Genomic DNA, 20,518 nt, shown 5'->3' with positions numbered 1-20,518 from the left:
CCAGCAGGTCCCGGAACCCAGGGGGAGGGTGGCCGGATCCTGCGCGGGTTCCCTCGTTTCTTGCATCCAGTAAGGACATCTCTCTCATGGCCAAGAGCCAGTTCGTCCGCACCAAGCCGCACCTCAACATCGGCACCATGGGTCACGTCGACCACGGCAAGACGACCCTGACCGCCGCCATCACCAAGGTTCTGTCCGACCGCGACCCGGCCACCAACCGGTACGTCGCGTTCGACGGGATCGACAAGGCGCCGGAGGAGCACGACCGCGGCATCACCATCAACATCGCCCACGTCGAGTACGAGACCCCCGCCCGCCACTACGCCCACGTCGACATGCCCGGGCACGCCGACTACGTGAAGAACATGATCACGGGGGCGGCCCAGGTCGACGGGGCCATCCTCGTCGTCTCCGCCCAGGACGGCGCCATGCCCCAGACGCGCGAGCACGTGCTGCTCGCGCAGCGGGTGGGCGTACCCCATCTGGTCGTCGCCCTCAACAAGAGCGACGCGGTCGAGGACGAGGAGCTGCTCGACCTGGTCGAGCTCGAGGTCCGCGAGCTGCTCAGCGAGTACGGGTTCCCCGGCGACGAGGTCCCGATCGTCCGCGTGAGCGCGCTCAAGGCGCTCGAGGGCGACCCGCGGTGGGTGCAGTCCGTGGCCGACCTGCTCGACGCGGTCGACGCGTACGTGCCGGTGCCGCAGCGGGAGCTCGGTGAGCCGTTCCTGATGCCCATCGAGAACGTGCTCACCATCAGCGGCCGCGGCACCGTGGTCACCGGCAAGGTCGAGCGCGGCACGCTGCACGCCGGCGAGCCGGTCGAGGTGGTCGGTCTCGGCCCGACGATCAGCACGGTCGCGACCGGGCTCGAGACGTTCGGCAAGTCGCTGCCGTCGGCCGACGCCGGCGACAACGCGGCGATCCTGCTGCGCGGCATCAAGCGCGACCAGGTGCAGCGCGGGCAGGTCGTGGCGCTGCCGGGCAGCGTGACGCCGCACCGCACGTTCAAGGCCCACCTGTACGCGCTGACGAAGGAGGAGGGCGGACGGCACACGCCGTTCGTGGCGAACTACCGGCCGCAGTTCTTCTTCCGTACCACCGACGTCTCCGGGGCGATCGACCTGGGCGAGCTGCCCATGGTCATGCCCGGTGACACCGTGGACGTCACGGTCGAGCTGGGCAAGGAGGTGCCGATGGACACCGGGCTCGGCTTCGCGGTGCGCGAGGGCGGTCGTACGGTGGCCGCCGGAACCGTCACCGAGCTGCTGGACTGATCATTCGAGGCGTGGGCCCCTTTCCTGATAGGAAGGGGCCCATGCTGACGATCGGGATGCTGGGCGGAATGAGCTGGGAGTCCAGCGCGCACTACTACCGGCTGGCCAACGAGCTGGTCCGCGACCGGCTCGGCGGTCTCCACTCGGCGCGCTGCGTGCTGCTGTCCGTGGACTTCGCGGACGTCGAGGAGCTGCAGCGCACCGGCGACTGGGCCTCGGCCGGCCGCCTGCTGGCCGCCGCCGCCCGTCAGGTCGAGGCGGCCGGCGCCGGCTTCCTGCTGCTGTGCACCAACACGATGCACAAGGTGGCCGACGAGGTGCAGCCCGCGATCGGCATCCCCCTGCTGCACCTGGCCGACGCCACCGCCGACGCCGTGATCGCCGCCGGCCTGGAGACGGTCGGCCTGCTGGGCACCGCCTTCACGATGGAACAGGACTTCTACCGCGACCGGCTCACCGCCCGCGGCCTGAAGGTCCTGACCCCGGACGTCGACGACCGCCGGGACGTGCACCGCATCATCTACGACGAGCTGGTCCTGGGCGTCGTCCGCGAGGAGTCCCGGGCCCGCTACCGTTCGGTGATCGCGTCCCTCGTCGCGAGCGGCGCCCAGGGCATCATCCTCGGCTGCACGGAGATCGAGTTGCTCGTGGGCGAGGCGGACAGCCCGGTCCCCGTCTTCCCGACCACCCGCCTCCACGTCGAGGCCGCCGTCGCCCGGGCTCTCAGTTGACGGCGTCCTCCAGGGCCGGGAGGTAGCCGGAGCGGTAGCCGGCGGCGTTGGGGTGGAAGGAGTTGCTCGCCGGGATCAGGACGAGGCCGTTGAGGTAGGGCGCGGAGCTGCAGATGCCGTGCCCGGCGAACTCGTCCGTGACGTCCGACCAGACGAAGCCCGCCGCCCGGGCGCGCGCCTCGATGACGGCGTTGAGGGCCCGGGCGCCGCGGTTGAGGGCCTGACGCTTCGGCAGACTCATGAGCGCGCAGGTGCCGGTCTCGCTGAAGAGGATCGGGTAGCCGAGGACGACGACTGTCGCCTCCGGGGCGCGGGCGCGGATGTCGGCGTACGTGGCGTCGAGCTTGGCCGGGATCGTCGTCTCCAGCAGGCCGAGCGCGTCCTCGACGGCGGCGGTGCACGCGGCCTGGGTGCCGAGCGTGCAGGTGAGCACGGTCGGGGCGAAGCCGACGTCGTTGCCGCCGATGGTCAGCGACACGAGGTCGGTGCCGGCGCTCAGGGCGGAGAGCTGGGTCGCGCGCAGGGTGTCGGTGGTGGCACCGCCACAGGCGACCAGCGTGTACGACGCGGGGTCGTTGGCCGCCGCGAAGAGTCCGGGGTAGGAGTTGGCGCTGCGCAGGCACGTGCCCGTCTGGCCGGGGGCGCCGACCCCGGAGGAGTAGGAATCGCCGAGGGCGACGTAGTCACCGGTGGCGGCGACGGTGGGTTTGGCGGCGACGGCGGGGGTGGCGGTCGAGACGAACAGGGCGGTCACGAGACAGGCGAGGACGGTCACGCGTCTCTTCATCGAGGGGCCTCCGGATCCGCGAGGGGGAAGGTTACTCGACAGTAAGACAATGTGACGGGCAAAGAAACATAGTGACATCGATGTGACGAGGCAGTAATGTTCATCGATGCTTTTCGCGTCCATGAGGGGCACAGGCATTCCTCAGCGGGTGCTCAGCCGGGCGGGTTAGCGTCGGTTCCATGGAAGAGGAACGAGCCAGGCGAGTCGTCGAGACGCTGCGCGCCCGCAACGTCTTCGCCCATGTGAAGCTGCCGCACGCGGGCATCACGCAATACGGCATCCGCGTCGTGCTGCCCGACGGCCGCGAGGCGATCTGGGACAACGACGGCACCGCGGGCCTCGAGGCGCAGATCATGCGGGACGGGGTGCTGGTGGGGTTCGTGCCGTCGATCCCGGGCTCGGACGGCTTCGGCGAGCAGCAGATCATCGACGCCATCGCCGCCGCGGACTACGACCAGCCGATCGGGCGCTCGCCGCGACCGGCCGCGCCCGTGCGGACGGCCCGCCCGATGGCCCCGGCGCGCCCGCCCGGCCTGGCCGACCGGTTGCGCCGGGCCTTCCGCGACTGAAGCCCGCGCCGGCCCGCCCCCGCGCCGGGCCTGCGCTGCGCCGGGCTTGTTGCGCCGGCGTGCCCGCTGGGCGGGCTTCTTACTCCGGCGCCGGCAGGGGGATGCGGACGCTCACGGCGCCGCGGAGGTCGAGCCAGGCCTGGCCCGGGGCGCGGACGAGGCGGAGCACCACGTCCTCGCACTCGGGGCAGCGGGCGACCAGGCCCGGCGCCGGCCCCCACACGAGCAGGGCGGCCACAGCGGACACCGTCTTGCAGCCCCCGCACGTGACGGCCGCGCCGGTCAGGTCCACGGCGAAAATCTCCGCGAGATCGCCGCCCAGGGCGTTGCCGTCGACTTCCGAGCTCATGCCGTGCCCCCGAATCGCTCGGTGCGGATCTTCCGGGAGTCGTGACCGAGAGCGACGAGGATGTCGGCGGCCGTCTCGACGAAGGCGGTCGGCCCGCACACGTACACGTCGGGCGCGAAGTCGGGCGGCCAGCCGTGCGAGTTGAGGGTCGCCACGCCGATCCGGCCGGGCGGCTCGCGCCAGCCCTCCGGCGCCTTCCGGGTGTAGACGAAGTGCACGTCCAGTCCCGGATCGTCGCGGACGTGGCGGCGCAGCTCGTCGGCGTAGAGAACGTCCTCGGGGGTGCGTACGGAATAGATCAGGCGGAACGGCTGCCGGCCCCGCACGTCTCCGCGCGCCCGGATCATGGCCATGAGCGGCACGACGCCGGAGCCGCCCGCCACCAGCAGGACCGGCGCGGTGCTCGCGGGCCGCCACACGAACCAGCCGCCGACCGGCCCGCGCAGCTCGACCTGCTGACTGGTCTCGAGCACGTCGGCGAGATAGCTGGACACCTCGCCGTCCTCGACGCGCTGCACGGTCAGCTCGACCCGGCCGCCCTCGCGCCACGACGACGCGATCGAATAGCTGCGCTGCGCCTGATAGCCGTCCGGGGCGGTCAGCCGCACGTCCACGTGCTGCCCGGCCAGATGCCCGGGCCAGCCGGGCACGTCGAGCACGAGCGTCCGGGCGGAGGCCGTCTCCCAGCGAGCCTCCGCCACCGTGGCCGCGCGCCACGTGAGACGCGCCATCAGTCGCCCTGGTAACGCTGCTCGCGCCACGGGTCGCCGTACATGTGGTAGCCGGCCTCCTCCCAGAAGCCCGGCTCGTCCTGCGGGATCATCTGCAGGCCGTTGACCCACTTCGCGGACTTCCAGAAGTAGAGGTGCGGGACGAGCAGCCGCGCGGGCCCGCCGTGCTCCGGGTGCAGCGGCTCGCCGTCGAAGGTGTGCACGATCCACGCCTTGCCGTCGAGCAGGTCCTCCACCGGCACGTTCGTCGTGTAGCCGCCGTAGCTGTGCACCATCGTGTAGTCGGCCGACGACTCGAGGTTCTCGAAGATGGTGTCGAGCGCGACGCCCTTCCACGTGGTGCCGAGCTTCGACCACTTGGTCACGCAATGGATGTCGACCGTGAACTCCTCCTGGGGGAGCGCGTTGAACTCCTCCCAGTTCCACGACGTCTTCTGGCCGAGCTCGTCGGTGACCGTGAAGCTCCACCGGTCGAGCGGGACGCGCGGCGTCGGCCCGGCGGACAGCACCGGGAAGTCATGGGTCAGGTATTGGCCGGGCGGCAGATCTGGCCGGGAAGAACGCCGCCGACCGCCGAACCCGGGACTGATGATGCTCATGGGGAGCAGTAAACCGCACTCCCGGGGGTGCGGGCAGGGTCCTGCGTACGGTGATCTTCACCGCGCTTCCCGTTCGGACACCTCGCTTGCCTGCGCCCGCCCCGCCTCCGCGGCCGGTCGCCGCCGGCCCGGATCCAGCGGATTGCGGCCGATCGCGGTCAGCGCGGCGTCCGTCGGCGAGATCACCCGAGCCTTCAACCGCTTCCCCTGTACGCGCGGATCGCCCGCCCGGTGCGCGCTCGCCGTGACCGGGGCGATGACCGTGGTGTCATAGCCCTCCGCCAGGTCGGCGTTGGCGACGGAGCGGACGCCGCCGTCGATGTAGCGCCGCCCGGCGACGGTCATGGGCGGCCACACCAGCGGCACCGCGCAACTGGCGGCGACGGCGTCGATGAGCGACACACCGCTGTCGTTCTCGAAGATCCGGACGGCGCCGGTCTCCGCGTCGACCGCCGGAATCCTGAGCCGCGTCGCGGGCCACTCGTCGCGGCCGACCCGGCGGGCGATGGCCTCCCGGCGTACGGACTCGGGCACCGTCTTGCTGCGCAGCGCCGCCCGTCCCAACCGGGCCCGCCCGCCCGGCCACCACGCGGAAAGCACGAAACCGGCCAGCACCCGCACCCCGACAACGGCGTCGCGATCGCCGGAGGTGTCGGTCAGCTCGTGCTCGTAAAGCTCCGCGAGGGTGCGCCCGCTAGTCAGCTGAGCGGCCACCACGGCCCCGGCCGACGTGCCGACGATGAGGTCGGGCCGCGTGAGATCGAGCCCCCGCTCGGCGAGCCCGTGCAGCAGCCCGATCGTCCACGCCACCCCGGTGACCCCACCACCGCCGAGCACGAGCGCCCGCTTCTCCATGGGCTCTTCTACCACCGCTGTCCCAATGGTCGCCACCGTGGCTCCGAACGTCGGCAAATCGGGTCCACTCGGACTAACCGACGGTTACATTGGGGTCGCTTTCAGTCACGTCGGTCTGGGCATCAGCCGCCGAACGGACTGCCGTCTCACGTTTGGAAGGACCCGTCCCCATGTCGCTTCTCGCAACGAGGCGTTCGCGGCTGGCTGCCTCTGCAACCGCCGCGGTCCTCGTGGTAGGCGCATCCCTGGCCGTCGCAGCGCCCGCCGCCACCGCCGCGGTACTGAACAACGTGACCATCACGACCGTGACGCCGTCGAAGGTCGCCGCCGGTCAGGCCAACCGCGTGATCCTCATCAACGGCACCAACTTCGACGAGGACCAGATCACCGGTATCACGCTGGGTTCCGACCCGGACTGTGCCAACCTCCAGAGCTACGTGGTCACCAGCGCGACCCAGATCTCCGTCAAGACGCCGGCTGCGGTTCCCGCCGCCTCGAACCCGGCCACCGCGGCGCCCGGCTGTGTGGCGACCACCGGTGCCGCCGAGGACGTCACGGTTCTGCAGGTCGATGCCTCTGGCGCGACGGGTTCGGTCACCAAGTCGGCCGCTGTCACGTTCGTGCCGCCGCCCTCGCTGACCGCTCTCGTGACTACCGCCGGTAGCGAGGCCTACCCCGCCTACACCGAGAACAGTGCCGAGCTGACGGACGCCACCAAGCGCGTACGCGATCTGACGACGGCCGGCGGTCAGGCGATCCGCATCAAGGCTTCCGGCGACTTCGCCTTCAGCGGCGCCACGTCGGCGGGCTTGTCCGGCACTCTCGGCGGCAAGCCGCTCACGACGGTCGGCTTCCTCACTCCACTCGGCGCCACGCAGGCGGCCACCGCTGCCGGCGACGCCGGCAACTACTGGATCGCCCGGACGGGAACGGCGCTGACCGCCTCGGCGACGCCCACCCTCTCCATCACGCAGGGGACGGTGACGCGGAACTTCGTCGTTGCCGACCACGGGCTCACCATCGTCGCCACACCCGTCGTCACGTCGCTCGACGTCAACTCCGGCAAGGTCAACGCCGCGACCACGGTGAAGATCACCGGTACCGGCTTCAGCGGCACGCCGGCCGACCTCTCGGTGACCTTCTGCGGTGTTGCCGCGCCCACCCCGACGGCCTCGACGCTCACCTCCATCACCGTCACCACGCCGACCACCGTCAGCGGCACCGCCGGCACCGGTCTCGGCACCGCGACCGCGGGCGTCTGCCCCGTTGTCGTCACCAAGGGCGGCGTGTCCAGCCCGGTCACCTCGTCCACTTACTTCGCGTTCCTGGACCGCTGATTTCTGAGCAGCACGGCGGGCGGGTGGCTTCGGCTGCCCGCCCGTTTTCTTCGGAAGGACTTCTCATGTCGCTTCTCGCAACGAGGCGGACGCGGCTGGCTGCCTCCGCCACGGCGCTGCTGGCGGGCGCCACGCTCATCGGTCAAGCGTCCCCGGCCCTCGCCGCCACAATGACGATCTCCGCCGTCTCGCCGGTCAAGGTCGGCGCCGGGCTGGCGAACAAGGCGATCGTCGTCACCGGCACCAACTTCGACGACGAGTTGATCGGCGGCATCTCACTGGGCGGGGATCCCAACTGCGCCAAGCTGGACAACTTCATCGTCTCCAGCACCACTCAGCTGTCGCTCAAGACACCGGCCAACGGCTGCGCGGCGTCCAGCGGCGGCAACGCCGAGGCCGTCACCATCTACGGGACCGACGGCACCACGATCCTGGCGACCAAGCCGGCCGTGCTGACCTTCGTCCCGGCACCGTCGCTGGCGGACGTGGGGGACAAGCCGGTGTTCACCGACAACAGCTCCGCCCTGGACGTCACCGGCCGGGTGCAGGCGCTCAATGTGGCGGGTGGTCAAGTCATCCGGGTCAAGGCCGGCGACGACTTCTCCTTCGACGGGCGCAGCGCCGCGGCCCTGAGCGGGACGCTGAACGGCAAGGTGCTGACCACGGTGGGCTTCCTCGCGGCGAACGGGACCACGGCGCAGGCCGCGAACAGTGCACCGGCCGGCCCGGGCAACTACTGGCTGGCGCGGACCGCCGCGCCGATGACCGCCACAGCCACGCCCAGCCTGGTCATCAATCAGAACACGGTCTCCCGCACGTTCGCGAGCACCGCCACGGGTCTGAGCATCGTCGCCGCGCCGATGATCACCTCGCTCGACGTGACATCCGGGAAAGTCGGCGCCGCGGCCAGGACGCGGATCATCGGCACCTCCTTCAGTGCCAACCCGTCGGAGCTGTCGGTCACCTTCTGCGGGCTGCCCGCGCCGATTGTCGGTGCGACCAGCGTGAACAGCATCTCGGTGGTGGTGCCGAACCCGGCCGCGACGCCGGCGACGTCCATCGACGACCTCGTGGCGGCCCTCGGGGGAACCGCGGGAGTCTGCCCGGTCGTGGTCACGAGAAACGGTGTCAGCAGTCCGATCACGAGTGTGACCGCCTTCGCCTTCCTCGACCGCTGATCAGGCGGGGACGCGGGCGGGTGGCGAGTGGCCGCCCGCCCGTTTGGTCACTCGTCGTACAAGTCTTTGTAGCGGGCCGCGGACTGCGGGTTCTGGGCGCAGTTGGCGGTCGTCAGGTAGAGGCTCGACTGGATGCCGCTGTCGTCGCAGTCGGAGAAGTAGGTTTCGTAGGCCAGGTATTGCGCGTGGTCGGCGAACCAGTCGTGCATCCAGGTGATGAAGTCGGGGTTCTCCCGGCCCGCGTCGCCGGTGGGGGTGATGCCCCATTCGCCGACGGAGAAGAGTTTGCCGTGGTCCCGGGCGAAGGTGTAGAGCCAGGTCAGGCCCTCGGGGTCGGCCGCCGTGGCCGTGAAGCCGGCGGCCGTGGGGGACCATGGGTAGTGGTCGTAATTGTCGATACCGACGATGTCGACGTAGTCGTCGCCCGGGTAACAGGTGGTGCTCACGCCGTCGCAGACGCCCGCCGGGGTGTTGTGGGCGTTGATGGTCCAGTCGAGGACGACGTCGGGGTTGGTGGCGCGGATGTTGTCGGCCGCGCGCCGGTAACAGCTGATCCAGGTGGCCGGGTCGTCCGCGCGCCACGAGGAGGTCTGCTCGTTGAACTCCCAGCCGAGCCGGACGATCGAGTCGGCGCGGTCGTGCGTCCGCATCAGGGTGCCGAAGGCCTGCCAGTCGGCGTCGTGGTCGCCGTCGGCGCAGCTCACGAGGTCCGCTTGCGCGCCGTTGGGGGTCAGGCCCTGCGAGATCACGAGTACGCCGTCGAAGTCCGCGAAGTTCTCGAAGGTCCAGCCGGTCCCGGCGGTCATCGTCTGCCAGGTCGACCGGTCGGTGTAGGTCTGCGCCACGGTGCACGCCCGGCCGCGCGCCGAGCAGAAGGCCGTGACGCTCGCGGTGTCGAGCCGGGGGCTGCCGTTGACGCCGGAGAGCCCGTTCGCGCCCGGCCAGGAGCCGGCGACGCGGGTGCGGGCGATCATGGCCGAGGCGGAGCGTGCGCCGGAGTTCGCGGTCGCGGTGACCGTGGAAGCCGACGGCGCCGGAGTGCCGGCTGAAGGTTCGGCCGCGGGCGTCTGCTCCGGAGAGCCGGTGACCGCCACTCCGACGGCCAGGCCGGTGAACGCGACGACGGCGGCGCCCAGCGCGGCCAGGAGCGAGCGGCGTGGGTCGGCCATGGTGGTCTCGTCTCCCGGGGGCGAGTTACGATATTTGTCCCAGTATCGCAGCTCGGCGGCCGGGCCGGAGCCACACCGGGAAATGGTGAGGATTGCCTTACCTCAAGGCTGGTAATTGTTGCCTTACCTATTCTCGTGACATCTTTTAATTGTCACGGCGCTCCGCTGGGCACCGATCGTAGTATTGGTTTATGGTCGAGCGGGAGAAAGGGAGGCGGACGCCATGACTCAGATGATGGAGATGCCGCGCGTTCAGACCTGCACGGTCAGCGGCTGCGGATACAACCACGACGGCTGCACGGCCTTCGCGATCACCATCGGCCGCACGAGCTCGGAGTGCGACACGTTCATCGACACCGGCGACCAGGGCGGGATGGGCCAGGCCGTGGCCCAGGTCGGCGCCTGCAAGCGGGCCGACTGCGTGCACAACAACAACCTCGAGTGCCGGGCGCCGGCCATCACCGTGGGCGCGAGCACCGATCGCGCCGACTGCCTCACCTTCGAGGCGAAGTAAGACCATAACTGAGCCTTACCTGAGGCCGCCGCCCCGTTCGGGACGGCGGCCTCGCCATTTCGACGGGGAGGTCGGGCAGCAATTCCCGGCCCCGCCGGAGTCACGGCTCCGCGCCCCGGCGGAGGACGTCGGCACAGTGTTCGGCGGTGGTCCGGGCCGGCCCGGCTTCATCGGCGGTCATCCAGCCGTGCAGGACCCTCGTCGTCCTCGTCCCGCCGATCCGCCGCAGGTCGAACCAGAAGGCAGCGCCTTGTCCACAGGGGCATCGGAGGAATCGGGGTTGTGCTCAGATTGAGAACGAGCTACGTTGTTCTCAGATCGAGTATTACTCAGGGCGAGAACAACGAGGAGTGGCCATGACCGAGGAAGAGGAGTTCCTGGCGGGGTACGACCCCGGCGCCTTCCCGAGCGTCGCGGTCACCGTCGACGTGGTCGCGCTGACGATCCGGGAAGGTCGGCTGCACGTGCTGCTCGTCGAGCGCGGCGGGCACCCGTTCGCCGGGTGGCGGGCGCTGCCCGGGGGATTCGTGCAGGACGAGACGCTCGACGCGGCGGCGCTGCGGGAGCTCGGGGAGGAGACCGGGCTGCGCCCCGGGGAGGGCGAGCTGGACCGGGTGCATCTCGAGCAGCTCCGGTCGTACGGGGATCCGCGCCGCGACCCCCGCATGCGCGTCATCTCGGTGGCCTACCTGGCGTTCGCGCCCCGCCTGCCCGACCCGCGGGCCGGGACCGACGCCTCCGGGGCCTTCTGGGTGCCGGTGGACGAGGCCGGGGAGCTGGCCTTCGACCACGCCGCGATCCTCGCCGACGGGCTGGACCGGGCGCGGGCCAAGCTCGAGTACACGCCGCTGGCCACCGCGTTCGTCGGCGCGGAGTTCACGATCGCCGAGCTGCGGGCGGTCTACGCGGCGGTCTGGGGCGAGGAGCTGCACGCCGGCAACTTCCATCGCAAGGTGCTGTCGGTGCCCGGGTTCGTGGAGAGCACCGGCGAGACGGCGGCGCGGGCGGGGGAGCGCGGCGGGCCCAAGCCGAAGCTCTACCGGGCCGGCGACGCGCGTCTGCTGCACCCCGCGCTGCTGCGACCCACCCGTGAGGACGGTGTCCGATGACGACCTTCGACGAGGCGGCCACGGCGATTGATCGAGCGACGAGCTTCGCGGAGCTCGGCGACGGCGAGAGCGCGTACCGGAAGCTTCTGAAGATCGTGCACCCCGATGTCGCACCCGCCGCGCAGAGGGCGACGGCGACGCGCGTCGCGGCGAAGCTCACCGAGCTCTTCGCCAGGCCCCGCACGCTGACGACGCGGCGCGCGACCTATCGGCTCGGAGAGGTCGTCGCCCGCGGCGACCTGGCCGACCTGATCGCGCTCGACGACGACAAGCTGCTCAAGCTGCCGCGCCGCCCGGCCGACAACGACCTCGTCCGCGCCGAGGCCGCCGCCCTCACCCGGCTGGACCGCGACGGCAACCCGCGGCACCGGGCTTATGCGCCGCGCCTGATCGAAACCTTCATCCACGAGGACGGCGCCGGGGCGCGGCGCGAGGCGCTGGTGCTGGAGCGGCTGACCGGGTTCGTGCCGCTGACCACGATGCTGCACAAGCTGGACGCCCGGGACGTCGCCTGGATGTGGCGGCGGCTGCTCACCGGGCTCGGCTGGGCGCACCGGGCCGGTGTGGTGCACGGCGCGGTCGTGCCCGAGCACGTGCTGATCCAGCCCGAGGAGCACGGCGTGGTCCTCGTCGACTGGTGTTACAGCGTCACCCCCGGCACGCCGGTCCCGGCCGTCGTGTCGCGCTACCGCACGACGTACCCGCCCGAGGTCCTGGCGAAGCGGCCGGCGACGGCGGCGACGGACATCTACCAGGCCGGCGGTCTCATGCTGGCGCTCATCGACCGGCCACCCGCCGCGCTGCGGCGGTTCGTGGCGGGGTGCCGCTATGCCGCACCCCGGATGCGTCCCCAGGACGCGTGGCAGCTGCTCGCCGAGCTCGACGAGCTGCTGGAGAAGTTGTACGGCCCCCGGAAGTTCCGGCACTTCACCGTGCCGGCAGCGTGAGGAGAACAGTCATGGGAAGCGGACGCTGGTCCACCAATGTCTACGACGCCGCCGCGAACTACCGCGCCGCCACCGGCACGAGCGCGTTCGCGTACAGCGACAGCGGCGCTCGCAAGGCGCACCCCGCCCTCGACCCGAAGGGCGTGACCGCGCGGGAGAGCCGCGACAGCGCCGAGCACCCGCGGAGCACGCCGATCGCGGTGCTCTTCGACGTGACCGGCTCGATGGGCACCGTGCCCCGGGTGCTGCAGACCAAGCTGCCGCAGCTGCTCGGCCTGCTGACCCGCAAGGGGTACGCGACCGACCCGCACATCATGTTCGGCGCGGTCGGCGACGCCACGTGCGACAAGGTGCCCCTGCAGGTCGGACAGTTCGAGTCGGACAACCGGATGGACGAGGATCTGGCCCGGATCGTGATCGAGGGCGGGGGCGGCGGGCAGCGCACCGAGTCGTACGAGCTGGCCATGTACTTCATGGCCCGGCACACCGATCTCGACAGCGTCACCAAGCGCGGGCGCCGGGGCTATCTGTTCCTCATCGGCGACGAGATGCCCTACGCGAAGGTGAAGCCCAAGGAGGTCAAGAAGTTCGTGGGCGACGACCTCAGGGAGGCCATCCCGGTCGAGGCGATGATCGCGGAGCTCCAGCGGGCGTACGACGTCTACTACATCATCCCGACAGCGGCCGGCTGGGGCGGCGACCAGGAGATCCTCGGGCACTGGAAGCGGCTGCTGGGCCAGAACGTCATCGAGCTCGACGACCTCGACGCGGTGTGCGAGACGATCGCGCTGACGGTCGGCCTGGGCGAGGACGCGATCGACCTCGACGAGGGGCTCGCGGACCTGACCGAGGTGGGCTCGACGGCCGGCGCCTCGGTGGGGCGGGCGCTGGCGCTGGTCCGGCCGCGCGGCGCTGTCGTGCGGACCGATCTGGTCACGACGACCGGCCCCGACGGGAACGAACGGCTGTGACCGGCGAGCACGTCGCCGTGGTCGATCTCGGCTACGGCGACGCCGGCAAGGGGACGATTGTCGACACGCTGTGCGCGGCGGGGGACGTCCGCGCGGTGCTGCGCTTCAACGGGGGAGCGCAGGCCGCCCACAACGTCGTCGCCGGGGGCCGGCACCACACGTTCGCGCAGTTCGGGTCGGGCACCTTCCTGGGGGTGCCCACCCACCTCACCCGGTTCGTGGTGGTCGACCCGCTCGCGCTGGCCGCCGAGGCCGCCGCGCTGGGCAACCCCTTCGAGCTGCTCACGGTCGACGCCGGCTGCCTGCTCGTCACGCCCTGGCACCGGGCGGCCAACCAGCTGCGCGAGCGGCGGCGCGGCGGGGCCCGGCACGGGTCGTGCGGCATGGGCGTCGGACAGACCATGGAGTACGCCCGGAGCCACGCCGACGCCCCGCGGGCCGCCGACGTCCGCTCCCCGGTGCTCCTCCGGCGCCGCCTCGCCGCCCTCCGCGACCGGCTGACGGAACGATACGGTCAGCTCGGCGGGCCGCCGCTTGACGACGTGGTGGACGCGTTCGTGGCCTTCGGCTCGGCGGTCCGGATCGTCGGCGGCAGTTACACCGCACGACTGCTGACCGAGGGCCGGTGCGTCTTCGAGGGCGCGCAGGGCGTGCTGCTCGACGAGTGGCGGGGCTGGCACCCCTACACGACGTGGTCGACGACGACGTTCGACAACGTGGGCGAGCTGTGCGACTCGTTCGAGCGGCTGGGCGTCGTCCGCACCTACACCACGCGGCACGGCGCCGGCCCGTTCGTGACGGAGGCGCCGCTGGACCTGCCCGAGGCACACAACGGCGCCGGTGAGTGGCAGGGCGCGTTCCGGGTGGGCCACTTCGACGCGGTCGCCCACCGGTACGCCGTCGAGGTGGCGGGCGGCGTGGACAGCCTGGCCGTGACCCACCTCGACGCCCCGGCGCGGTGTCCCGGGCTGCGCATCTGCACGGCGTACACGACGGGCAGCCGCATCGAGCCGGGGCCGTTCCGCGACCTGGACCACCAGGCGGTCCTCACCCGGGAGCTGGCGAGCGCCCGGCCGGCGGAGCTGCACCGGCCGGACGACTGGGCGGGCGAGATCGGCGCGTTGCTCGGCGCGCCGGTGACCGTGGAGTCGTGGGGCCCGGACCGCGCCGGCAAGCGGCTGGCGATCAGCTCCCGATGAGGACGCGGGCCAGCTCGGCGGGCTTCGTCAGCATCGGCCAGTGGCCCGAGTCGATGTCGACCAGGTCGAGCTGCTTGATCCGGGCCAGCTCCGGCAGGTCGCCCGCGTCGACCCACTCCCGCGCCTGGGCCGGCGTGAACTCCGGACACACCAGCACGACCGGGATGTCGTAGCGGCGCTCGTCCGTGTAGTGCACGACAGCCCGCGACACGCCCTCGGGTACCGGGACGGCCCTCGCGGCGAAGGCCCGCCGCGCGGCCTCGTCGAGGTCGGCGGCGTCCGGCCCCTCGAAGGGCGCCCACCCCGGGAAGGCCATCACGCCGTTCTCGGGCGGGAAGAAGTCGGCGTACTTGTCGCCCTCCGGCGAGGGCCAGCCGCCGATCAGCACGACCTTGGCGACCTTGTCCGGGCGGGCGTCGGCCGCCAGCCAGGCCAGCGTGCCGGCGGCGGAGTGACCCACCAGCACGACCGGCCCGGGCGCCGCGTCGGCCGCGGCGAGCACCGCGGCCACCTGGTCGGCCAGCGTCGCCGACGTGTTCCCGTCGCCCTGGCCCGGCAGGGCCACCGGCACCGCGTCGTGACCCCGCCCGCCGATCTCGGCGACGACGGCGTCCCAGGCGGAGGCGTCCAGCCACAATCCGCCGATCAGCACGATTCGCTCTGCAGTCATGAGGGGCAATCTAGAGCCCATTCCGGACGATCGGCTTCCGGTACGGTGCATCCCATGCCGACCACCGGTACGAGTCCCACCGCCCGGGCGCTGCGGACGCTCGAGATCCTGCAGGCACGGCCGGGCACGACCGCCGACCAGCTCGCCGAGGCGCTGGGCGTGACCGAGCGGGCGGCGCGGCGCTACGTCGGGATCCTGCGCGAGGCCGGCGTCCCGGTCGAGTCGGCGCGGGGCCCGTACGGGGGCTACCGGCTGAGCCGGGGCGTGCGGCTGCCGCCGGTCGTCTTCACCGAGGAGCAGGCGCTCGCGCTGGTCATGGCCGTGCTCGACGGGCAGCCGGCCGCGCACGACGCCGGCGAGGCGCTCGGCAAGGTCATCCGCGCCCTGCCCGAGCGGATCGCCCGTCAGGCGGCGATGCTCCGGGAGTACGCGTCGGCCGCCCCCGATCCGGAACAGCGGCGCCCCGATCCCACGACCACCAGCGCCCTCGTCGCGGCCGTCGCCGACCGGTGTCGCGTGGCGATCGGCTACGGCGACTGGGAGTCCGAGGTCGACCCGTGGGCCGTGGTCGTGCGCTACGGGCGCTGGTACCTGCTGTGCCACTCGCACCACGCGAACGCCGTGCGGACCTATCGCGTCGACCGGATCAAGGCCGTCCGGCGCACAGCGCACCGGTTCACGCCGCCCGACGGGCTCGACCCGGTGGCCGTACTCGAGGAGAACCTGGGGAAGGGCTGGCGGTTCCCGGCCCGGGTGGTCTTCCACGCGCCGCTGGCGGCGGTGGCGCCCTGGATCCGGCCGCCGATGGGCACGCTCGAGGCCGACGGCGACCGCTGCGTGCTCACCGGCAGCACCGGCAACCCCGCGATGTACGCCCAGGAGTGGCTGGCCGCCGTCCCGTTCGGCTTCACCGTCACCGGCGGGCCCGAGCTGCGGGCGGCCGTGGCGACGGTGGCGGCGCGCTTCGCGGCTGCGGTCGGGTCAGCTCCCGCGTCCCCCGCACAGTGAGGGGAACCAGCGCCGCGCCGAACATCACCGCCGCCGCGGCCATCAGTGACGTGTCGATGCCGATGCTCCGGGCGAGCGGGCCGGCCAGAGCGTTGCCGACCGGCAGGGCCAGGTAGGAGCCGAGGATCTCCCACGACACCACTCGCGCCAGCACCGAGTGCGGCACGTGGTCCTGCACCGCCGTGTCCCAGGCGACGGCGTAGAAGAACAGCCCCGCGTAGCCGACGACCGCCCCGGCCAGCACCGCGACGAGCGTGCCCGGCCACACGTAGGCCAGGGCCCACAGCGGCATCAGGAGCACCCCGGGCCAGCCCGCGAGCAAGAGCCGCCGGGTGCGCCAGCGCAGGGCGACGGCGGCGCCGAGGACGCCGCCCACTCCTTCGGCGGCGGCGACGAATCCGGCCGTACGGGCGCCGCCCAGCTGTTCCACCGCGACCACCTGCACCAGGACGAGCACCACGCCGTTCGCCAGGTGATAGCCGGTGGCCGCGAGTGTGCCCGTCAGTAGCCAGTCCCGCTCCCGGATCGCTCGCCAGCCCGCGCCGAGCTCGCTCAGCAGCCCCGCCCCGGCGACCCGCGTCGCCCGGGTCCGGATGAGCAGCGCGGCGACGCCGGACGCGGCGAAGCTCACGGCGTTGACGGCGAACCCGGCCGGGGCGCCGGCCGCGGCGACCACCACGCCACCGAGGGCCGGGCCGGCGACGCGGCAGGCGTTCTGCAGCATGCTCAGCGTCGCGTTGGCCTGCCGGCGCCGCTCCGGCGGGACGAGCATGGGCTTGAGCGCGGACATCGCCGGCTCGAAGAACGCCCCGGCCCCGGCGGAGACCGCGACGAGCACACACAGGACAACCAGGTGGTAGGTGCCCGACGCGAACATGACCGCGACGGCGGCCGTGGTCAGGACGCGGACGGCGTCGGAGAGCACCATGAGCCGCTGCGGCTGGACCCGGTCCGCCCACACGCCGCCGAAGAGGGTGCAGATCAGCAGCGCCACGACGGTCGCCGCCATGACCAGCCCGAGGTCGCCGGCCCCGCCCCCGGCGACGAGGACGGCGACGGCCAGCGCCACGGTCTGGAAGCCGTTGCCCAGCCATGACAGGGTCATGCCCGAGGCGAGCAGGCGGAAGTCGGTCACGGGTCCGGACAGTAGTTCACCGTCTAACTATTTGGCAATGAACTATGCTGGGGGACGTGGAGCGGGACGAGGTCGACGAACACGTACGCCGGTGGGCGAGCCTGTGGGAGGGCGACCCCGACGTGGCGCCGGAGATCGAGGGCGCGATCACCCGCATGCAGTTCCTGCTGCGCCGGCAGAAGCGGGGCGACGCGGCGGCCTTCCCCGACCCGGCGTTCACGGTCGAGGACTACAAGACGCTGCACGCGCTGATGATCCAGCCCTATCCCATCGAGGCCACGCCGGCCCAGCTCGCCGAGGTCGTCAAGGTGACCCGGGCCGCGATGACCGCCCGCCTCGACCGCCTGGCCCGGGCCGAGCTGATCACCCGCGAGGTCGAGCCGCAGGACCGCCGCCGCGTGCTCGTCCGGCCGACCGCCGCGGGCCGCGCCGCGTGGGAGCAGCACATCCACGCCGGCATGGCCCGCGACAGGGAGCTGCTGGCGGCCCTGAGCCTGACCGAGTTGAAGCAGCTCAACGCGTTGCTGCGCAAGGTGATGCTGCACCACGAGCGGTGACTACAGGTACATCCCGGTCGGGGGAGCGGACTTGGGCACGGTCACCGGCTCGGTGCCCGTGCGCAGGGCGTAGAGCTCGGCCAGGGTCGCGCCGGCGGGGCCGATGCCGGTGGGCCGGCCGAGCCAGCGGACTGCTTCGGCGTACGGGAGACGGCCGACCTCGATGCTGGCCAGGCACCGCCCCGGCCGGACCACCGCGGGGTGCAGCGACGCCAGATCCTCGTTGGTCGTCAGCGCGATCAGCGCGTTGCGCCCCTGGCCGAGCAGGCCGTCGGTGAGGTTGAGCAGCCGGGAGAGCGACTGCCCCGCGCTCGCCTTCGCCTCCCCGCTGACCAGCTCGTCGCAGTCCTCCAGCATGAGCAGACGCCAGCGCGGCTCGTCGTCGTCGCCGCTGCCCAGGGCCACGCTCATCAGATAGGCAGGATCGCTGAAGAGCCGCTCCGGGTCGAGCACGCAGTCGACCTGGCACCACGAGCGCCACTGCTGGGCCAGCGCGCGCAGCGCCGTCGTCTTGCCGGTGCCGGGCTCGCCGTGCAGCAGCAGGAGCCGCCCGTGGATGCTGGTGTGGTCGAGCCGCATGAGCCGCTCGAGGGTCTGCGCCACCGGCTCGGCATAGTTGCCGCGGATCTTCTCCCAGGGCGCGGCGTCGATCTCCCGCTGCGCGCGGCGCGGTCCGTGCGGACCGAAGTGCCAGAAGCCGATGGGTACGCTCTCCGCCGCGGGCGCGGGCTCCTCGACCGCACCGTCCACGACCGTCGCCAGCACCGACTCGGCCAGCTCAGCACTCACCGCGGTGACGGTCACCCGGGCCCGCCGGCTCTGCTTCCAGCGCATGACGTAGAGCGTCCAGCCGTCGCCGACGGACAGCCGGCCGTGGCTGTCCTCCTCGAGCGCGTCGCGCACCACGCGGGCGGCGTCGCTGGTCAGCGGGGCGTCGGCGCGGACGTTCTCCAGATAGCTGGTCCGGCCGAAGGGCTCGCGCCCCTGCACGAAGGCGTCGAGCGCGAGCAGATCGACGACGTCCACCAGCCGGTCCGTGTCGTCGACGGATCCGGAGAGCGGCAGCGCCGCGGGGGCGGGCGGGACGGCCGCCAGCTCCACGGTGCGGCCGGCGAGCCGATCGACGGACTGATGGGGCGTACGCATCTGCCCATGATCTTCCCTCGGCGGCGGGCCGGCACCCGGTTTTCCCGTCAGTTGCTCCGATCGGGAGCGCCCGCCCGCTCGGCCCGCTCGCGCGCCCAGCCGGACGGGGTCGGCGCGTACTCCCCGGTCAGCGGCATGACGTGATCCCCCACCACACTAGTGAGTGGCCGGCCGCCGGTAGGGTGCGATCATGCCCACGATCGATGTCTCCGGCGTCACATTGAGTTATGAGGCGTCGGGCCGCGGGGAGCCGGTCCTGCTGCTCACCGGCACGGGTGCCCGCGGACGCTCGTGGGCGTTGCACCAGGTGCCGGCGCTGACCTCGGGCGGGCTCCGGGCGTACACGATGGACAACCGGGGCAGCGGTGACAGCGGGCCGGCGGTCCCGGGTCTCACCGTCGCGGACCTGGTCGCCGACACCGTGGCGGTCGTCGAGCGCGCCGTGGGTGGTCCGTGTGCCTTCGTCGGTACGTCCATGGGCGCGCTCGTCGTCCAGGAGCTGCTGCTGGTCCGGCCCGACCTGGCGACCCGGGCCGTGCTGATGGCCTCCCGCGCCCGCCCCGACCCGATGTCGACGGCGCTCAACAACGCGGAGCGGGAGCTGGGAGAGAGCGGGGTCGCCCTGCCGCCCCGCTACGCCGCGGTGGTCCGGGCGCTGCAGAATCTGTCCCCGGCCACGCTCGCCGACCCGGAGCTGAGCCAGGACTGGCTGGACCTGTTCGAGTTCTCGCCCGAGGACGGGGCGAGCCCCGGCGCCCTGGCTCAGCTGGGCGTGCAGCTGACGACGGATCGCCGGGGCGCGTACGCGCGGGTGCGCACGCCCGTGCACGTCATCTCGTTCGCCGACGACCTGATCGCCCCGCCGCGGCACGGGCGGGAGCTGGCGGCCGCGATCCCGGGCGCGACCTACGCCGAGATCCCGGACGCGGGCCATTACGGCTATCTCGAACAGCCCGACGCGGTGAACGCCGAGCTGCTGCGCTTCCTGGGGCGGCGCGCATGATCGCGCGGTTGCTGCCCGCCGCCGTGCGAACCGCCGAGGTGTGGGCCGACCCCGCCGGCGTCGAGCTGCTCCCGGGCGAGGCCGAGCTGGTCGCGAACGCCGTGCCCAAGCGGCAGGCGGAGTTCGCCACCGTGCGGCACTGCGCGCGCACGGCCCTGGCCGAGCTGGGCGTCGCCCCCGTGCCGATCCTGCGCGGCGAGCGGGGCGCCCCGATCTGGCCGGCGGGCATCGTCGGCAGCATGACCCACTGCGCCGGCTACCGTGCGGCGGCCGTGGCCCGGTCGGCCGACCTCGCGGGCGTGGGCATCGACGCCGAACCGGCCGGGCCGCTGCCGGAGGGCGTCCTCGACCTGGTGTCGCTGCCCGCCGAGCGCGCCCATCTCGCCGAGCTCGCCGCCGTCCGGCCGGACGTGTGGTGGGAGCGGCTGCTGTTCAGCGCGAAGGAGTCGGTCTACAAGGTCTGGTTCCCGCGTACGGGCGCCTGGCTCGGCTTCGAGGAAGCGGCGCTGACCTTTGACCCGGTGGCGGGGTCGTTCTCCGCGCGAATCCTGCGGGACGGGCCGTTCGCGTCGCTGCACGGCCGGTTCGCGGTCGAGGACGGTCTCGTGGTGACCGCCATCGCCCTGCCTGCCGCCTCCTCCTGACGGGCGCCGCCTGGCCCGGCCGGCCTTGTCGTGCTC

The 20,518-nt window shown here is 72.3% G+C and carries 23 protein-coding genes; 14 read left to right on the top strand and 9 right to left on the bottom strand.

Going from position 1 to position 20,518, the window contains the following annotated elements:
- The first annotated feature begins 86 nt into the window (after window positions 1-86).
- Both tuf and RAN62_RS00225 read left to right on the top strand, forming a co-directional pair.
- Window positions 87-1,274, top strand: coding sequence for an elongation factor Tu (gene tuf / locus RAN62_RS00230; protein ID WP_305782346.1), 1,188 nt, complete (start codon window positions 87-89; stop codon window positions 1,272-1,274).
- 41 nt (window positions 1,275-1,315) lie between these two features.
- Window positions 1,316-2,005: an aspartate/glutamate racemase family protein gene (locus RAN62_RS00225; RefSeq protein WP_305782345.1), complete on the top strand. Its 690-nt coding sequence runs from the start codon at window positions 1,316-1,318 to the stop codon at window positions 2,003-2,005.
- Here RAN62_RS00225 and RAN62_RS00220 read toward each other — a convergent pair.
- Entirely contained in the window at window positions 1,998-2,792 is a 795-nt protein-coding gene (locus RAN62_RS00220; protein ID WP_438874447.1) for an SGNH/GDSL hydrolase family protein, read from the bottom strand. The two genes, RAN62_RS00225 and RAN62_RS00220, sit on opposite strands and share 8 nt — an antisense overlap.
- Before the next feature lie 179 nt (window positions 2,793-2,971).
- Here RAN62_RS00220 and RAN62_RS00215 point away from each other — a divergent pair, with 179 nt between their 5' ends.
- The gene (locus tag RAN62_RS00215; RefSeq protein ID WP_305782343.1) at window positions 2,972-3,361 is read left to right on the top strand and encodes a hypothetical protein; all 390 of its coding nucleotides are present in this window, start codon (window positions 2,972-2,974) and stop codon (window positions 3,359-3,361) included.
- Window positions 3,362-3,440: 79 nt separating this feature from the next.
- Here the strand turns inward: RAN62_RS00215 and RAN62_RS00210 are convergent, their stop codons facing one another.
- From RAN62_RS00210 to RAN62_RS00195, 4 genes are read right to left on the bottom strand one after another with little or no spacing between them, the layout of a single operon-like run.
- Window positions 3,441-3,710: a DUF6510 family protein gene (locus tag RAN62_RS00210; protein WP_305782342.1), complete on the bottom strand. Its 270-nt coding sequence runs from the start codon at window positions 3,708-3,710 to the stop codon at window positions 3,441-3,443.
- Window positions 3,707-4,441, bottom strand: a complete 735-nt coding sequence (locus tag RAN62_RS00205) for a ferredoxin reductase (RefSeq protein WP_305782341.1) — start codon at window positions 4,439-4,441, stop codon at window positions 3,707-3,709. Before RAN62_RS00205 ends, RAN62_RS00210 begins: the two co-directional genes overlap by 4 nt.
- Complete coding sequence (locus RAN62_RS00200; protein WP_305782340.1) at window positions 4,441-5,040, bottom strand: sulfite oxidase-like oxidoreductase; 600 nt, start codon at window positions 5,038-5,040, stop codon at window positions 4,441-4,443. Before RAN62_RS00200 ends, RAN62_RS00205 begins: the two co-directional genes overlap by 1 nt.
- A 57-nt stretch (window positions 5,041-5,097) precedes the next feature.
- Entirely contained in the window at window positions 5,098-5,895 is a 798-nt protein-coding gene (locus tag RAN62_RS00195) for a patatin-like phospholipase family protein (RefSeq protein ID WP_305782339.1), read from the bottom strand.
- 290 nt (window positions 5,896-6,185) lie between these two features.
- Between RAN62_RS00195 and RAN62_RS00190 the strand changes: the two genes are divergently transcribed.
- Together RAN62_RS00190 and RAN62_RS00185 are read left to right on the top strand one after the other, a co-directional pair.
- Window positions 6,186-7,232 carry an IPT/TIG domain-containing protein gene (locus RAN62_RS00190; protein WP_305782338.1) on the top strand — a complete coding sequence of 349 codons (1,047 nt, stop codon included), beginning with the start codon at window positions 6,186-6,188 and terminating at the stop codon, window positions 7,230-7,232.
- Between the two features lie 65 nt (window positions 7,233-7,297).
- The gene (locus RAN62_RS00185) at window positions 7,298-8,410 is read left to right on the top strand and encodes a hypothetical protein (RefSeq protein ID WP_305782337.1); all 1,113 of its coding nucleotides are present in this window, start codon (window positions 7,298-7,300) and stop codon (window positions 8,408-8,410) included.
- 47 nt (window positions 8,411-8,457) lie between these two features.
- On the opposite strand, the gene RAN62_RS00180 is transcribed toward RAN62_RS00185, so the two are convergent.
- Complete coding sequence (locus tag RAN62_RS00180; RefSeq protein WP_305782336.1) at window positions 8,458-9,579, bottom strand: glycoside hydrolase family 26 protein; 1,122 nt, start codon at window positions 9,577-9,579, stop codon at window positions 8,458-8,460.
- Window positions 9,580-9,802: 223 nt separating this feature from the next.
- On the opposite strand from RAN62_RS00180, the gene RAN62_RS00175 reads away from it, so the two are divergent.
- The 5 genes from RAN62_RS00175 to RAN62_RS00155 all read left to right on the top strand — a co-directional run bounded on the left by RAN62_RS00175 (window position 9,803) and on the right by RAN62_RS00155 (window position 14,319).
- Window positions 9,803-10,093, top strand: coding sequence for a DUF1540 domain-containing protein (locus tag RAN62_RS00175; protein ID WP_305782335.1), 291 nt, complete (start codon window positions 9,803-9,805; stop codon window positions 10,091-10,093).
- Between the two features lie 356 nt (window positions 10,094-10,449).
- Window positions 10,450-11,202 carry an NUDIX hydrolase gene (locus RAN62_RS00170; protein WP_305782334.1) on the top strand — a complete coding sequence of 251 codons (753 nt, stop codon included), beginning with the start codon at window positions 10,450-10,452 and terminating at the stop codon, window positions 11,200-11,202.
- Entirely contained in the window at window positions 11,199-12,149 is a 951-nt protein-coding gene (locus RAN62_RS00165; RefSeq protein WP_305782333.1) for a lipopolysaccharide kinase InaA family protein, read from the top strand. The genes RAN62_RS00170 and RAN62_RS00165 overlap by 4 nt, the downstream gene beginning before the upstream one ends.
- Window positions 12,150-12,160: 11 nt before the next feature.
- Complete coding sequence (locus RAN62_RS00160; protein ID WP_305782332.1) at window positions 12,161-13,120, top strand: hypothetical protein; 960 nt, start codon at window positions 12,161-12,163, stop codon at window positions 13,118-13,120.
- Window positions 13,117-14,319, top strand: a complete 1,203-nt coding sequence (locus tag RAN62_RS00155; protein ID WP_305782331.1) for an adenylosuccinate synthetase — start codon at window positions 13,117-13,119, stop codon at window positions 14,317-14,319. The genes RAN62_RS00160 and RAN62_RS00155 overlap by 4 nt, the downstream gene beginning before the upstream one ends.
- Here the strand turns inward: RAN62_RS00155 and RAN62_RS00150 are convergent.
- Complete coding sequence (locus RAN62_RS00150; protein ID WP_305782330.1) at window positions 14,306-14,989, bottom strand: alpha/beta fold hydrolase; 684 nt, start codon at window positions 14,987-14,989, stop codon at window positions 14,306-14,308. The two genes, RAN62_RS00155 and RAN62_RS00150, sit on opposite strands and share 14 nt — an antisense overlap.
- A 54-nt stretch (window positions 14,990-15,043) precedes the next feature.
- On the opposite strand from RAN62_RS00150, the gene RAN62_RS00145 reads away from it, so the two are divergent.
- Window positions 15,044-15,997, top strand: coding sequence for a helix-turn-helix transcriptional regulator (locus RAN62_RS00145; RefSeq protein WP_305782329.1), 954 nt, complete (start codon window positions 15,044-15,046; stop codon window positions 15,995-15,997).
- Here the strand turns inward: RAN62_RS00145 and RAN62_RS00140 are convergent.
- The gene (locus RAN62_RS00140) at window positions 15,903-17,132 is read right to left on the bottom strand and encodes an MFS transporter (RefSeq protein WP_305782328.1); all 1,230 of its coding nucleotides are present in this window, start codon (window positions 17,130-17,132) and stop codon (window positions 15,903-15,905) included. The two genes, RAN62_RS00145 and RAN62_RS00140, sit on opposite strands and share 95 nt — an antisense overlap.
- A gap of 56 nt (window positions 17,133-17,188) precedes the next feature.
- Between RAN62_RS00140 and RAN62_RS00135 the strand changes: the two genes are divergently transcribed.
- Window positions 17,189-17,689: a MarR family winged helix-turn-helix transcriptional regulator gene (locus RAN62_RS00135; protein ID WP_305782327.1), complete on the top strand. Its 501-nt coding sequence runs from the start codon at window positions 17,189-17,191 to the stop codon at window positions 17,687-17,689.
- Here the strand turns inward: RAN62_RS00135 and RAN62_RS00130 are convergent, their stop codons facing one another.
- Window positions 17,690-18,835 (bottom strand): DUF5925 domain-containing protein, encoded by a 1,146-nt coding sequence (locus tag RAN62_RS00130; protein ID WP_305782326.1) that lies wholly within the window; start codon window positions 18,833-18,835, stop codon window positions 17,690-17,692.
- Between the two features lie 190 nt (window positions 18,836-19,025).
- Between RAN62_RS00130 and RAN62_RS00125 the strand changes: the two genes are divergently transcribed.
- Both RAN62_RS00125 and RAN62_RS00120 read left to right on the top strand, forming a co-directional pair.
- Entirely contained in the window at window positions 19,026-19,838 is an 813-nt protein-coding gene (locus tag RAN62_RS00125; RefSeq protein ID WP_305782325.1) for an alpha/beta fold hydrolase, read from the top strand.
- Window positions 19,835-20,482, top strand: coding sequence for a 4'-phosphopantetheinyl transferase family protein (locus RAN62_RS00120; protein WP_305782324.1), 648 nt, complete (start codon window positions 19,835-19,837; stop codon window positions 20,480-20,482). Before RAN62_RS00125 ends, RAN62_RS00120 begins: the two co-directional genes overlap by 4 nt.
- The last annotated feature ends 36 nt before the right edge of the window (window positions 20,483-20,518 follow it).

Origin of the sequence: Symbioplanes lichenis (assembly GCF_030709675.1) — a bacterium.
GTDB lineage: Bacteria > Actinomycetota > Actinomycetes > Mycobacteriales > Micromonosporaceae > Actinoplanes > Actinoplanes lichenis.
The sequence above is the reverse complement of the archived record's forward strand: the minus strand, read 5'-3'. Positions and strand labels throughout refer to the sequence as shown.

Excerpts from the sequence above, each read along its gene's own strand:
- tuf (WP_305782346.1), top strand. The coding sequence starts at position 87 with ATGGCCAAGAGCCAGTTCGTCCGCACCAAGCCGCACCTCAACATCGGC.
- RAN62_RS00225 (WP_305782345.1), top strand. The coding sequence starts at position 1,316 with ATGCTGACGATCGGGATGCTGGGCGGAATGAGCTGGGAGTCCAGCGCG.
- RAN62_RS00220 (WP_438874447.1), bottom strand. The coding sequence starts at position 2,792 with ATGAAGAGACGCGTGACCGTCCTCGCCTGTCTCGTGACCGCCCTGTTC.
- RAN62_RS00215 (WP_305782343.1), top strand. The coding sequence starts at position 2,972 with ATGGAAGAGGAACGAGCCAGGCGAGTCGTCGAGACGCTGCGCGCCCGC.
- RAN62_RS00210 (WP_305782342.1), bottom strand. The coding sequence starts at position 3,710 with ATGAGCTCGGAAGTCGACGGCAACGCCCTGGGCGGCGATCTCGCGGAG.
- RAN62_RS00205 (WP_305782341.1), bottom strand. The coding sequence starts at position 4,441 with ATGGCGCGTCTCACGTGGCGCGCGGCCACGGTGGCGGAGGCTCGCTGG.
- RAN62_RS00200 (WP_305782340.1), bottom strand. The coding sequence starts at position 5,040 with ATGAGCATCATCAGTCCCGGGTTCGGCGGTCGGCGGCGTTCTTCCCGG.
- RAN62_RS00195 (WP_305782339.1), bottom strand. The coding sequence starts at position 5,895 with ATGGAGAAGCGGGCGCTCGTGCTCGGCGGTGGTGGGGTCACCGGGGTG.
- RAN62_RS00185 (WP_305782337.1), top strand. The coding sequence starts at position 7,298 with ATGTCGCTTCTCGCAACGAGGCGGACGCGGCTGGCTGCCTCCGCCACG.
- RAN62_RS00180 (WP_305782336.1), bottom strand. The coding sequence starts at position 9,579 with ATGGCCGACCCACGCCGCTCGCTCCTGGCCGCGCTGGGCGCCGCCGTC.
- RAN62_RS00175 (WP_305782335.1), top strand. The coding sequence starts at position 9,803 with ATGACTCAGATGATGGAGATGCCGCGCGTTCAGACCTGCACGGTCAGC.
- RAN62_RS00170 (WP_305782334.1), top strand. The coding sequence starts at position 10,450 with ATGACCGAGGAAGAGGAGTTCCTGGCGGGGTACGACCCCGGCGCCTTC.
- RAN62_RS00165 (WP_305782333.1), top strand. The coding sequence starts at position 11,199 with ATGACGACCTTCGACGAGGCGGCCACGGCGATTGATCGAGCGACGAGC.
- RAN62_RS00160 (WP_305782332.1), top strand. The coding sequence starts at position 12,161 with ATGGGAAGCGGACGCTGGTCCACCAATGTCTACGACGCCGCCGCGAAC.
- RAN62_RS00150 (WP_305782330.1), bottom strand. The coding sequence starts at position 14,989 with ATGACTGCAGAGCGAATCGTGCTGATCGGCGGATTGTGGCTGGACGCC.
- RAN62_RS00145 (WP_305782329.1), top strand. The coding sequence starts at position 15,044 with ATGCCGACCACCGGTACGAGTCCCACCGCCCGGGCGCTGCGGACGCTC.
- RAN62_RS00130 (WP_305782326.1), bottom strand. The coding sequence starts at position 18,835 with ATGCGTACGCCCCATCAGTCCGTCGATCGGCTCGCCGGCCGCACCGTG.
- RAN62_RS00125 (WP_305782325.1), top strand. The coding sequence starts at position 19,026 with ATGCCCACGATCGATGTCTCCGGCGTCACATTGAGTTATGAGGCGTCG.
- RAN62_RS00120 (WP_305782324.1), top strand. The coding sequence starts at position 19,835 with ATGATCGCGCGGTTGCTGCCCGCCGCCGTGCGAACCGCCGAGGTGTGG.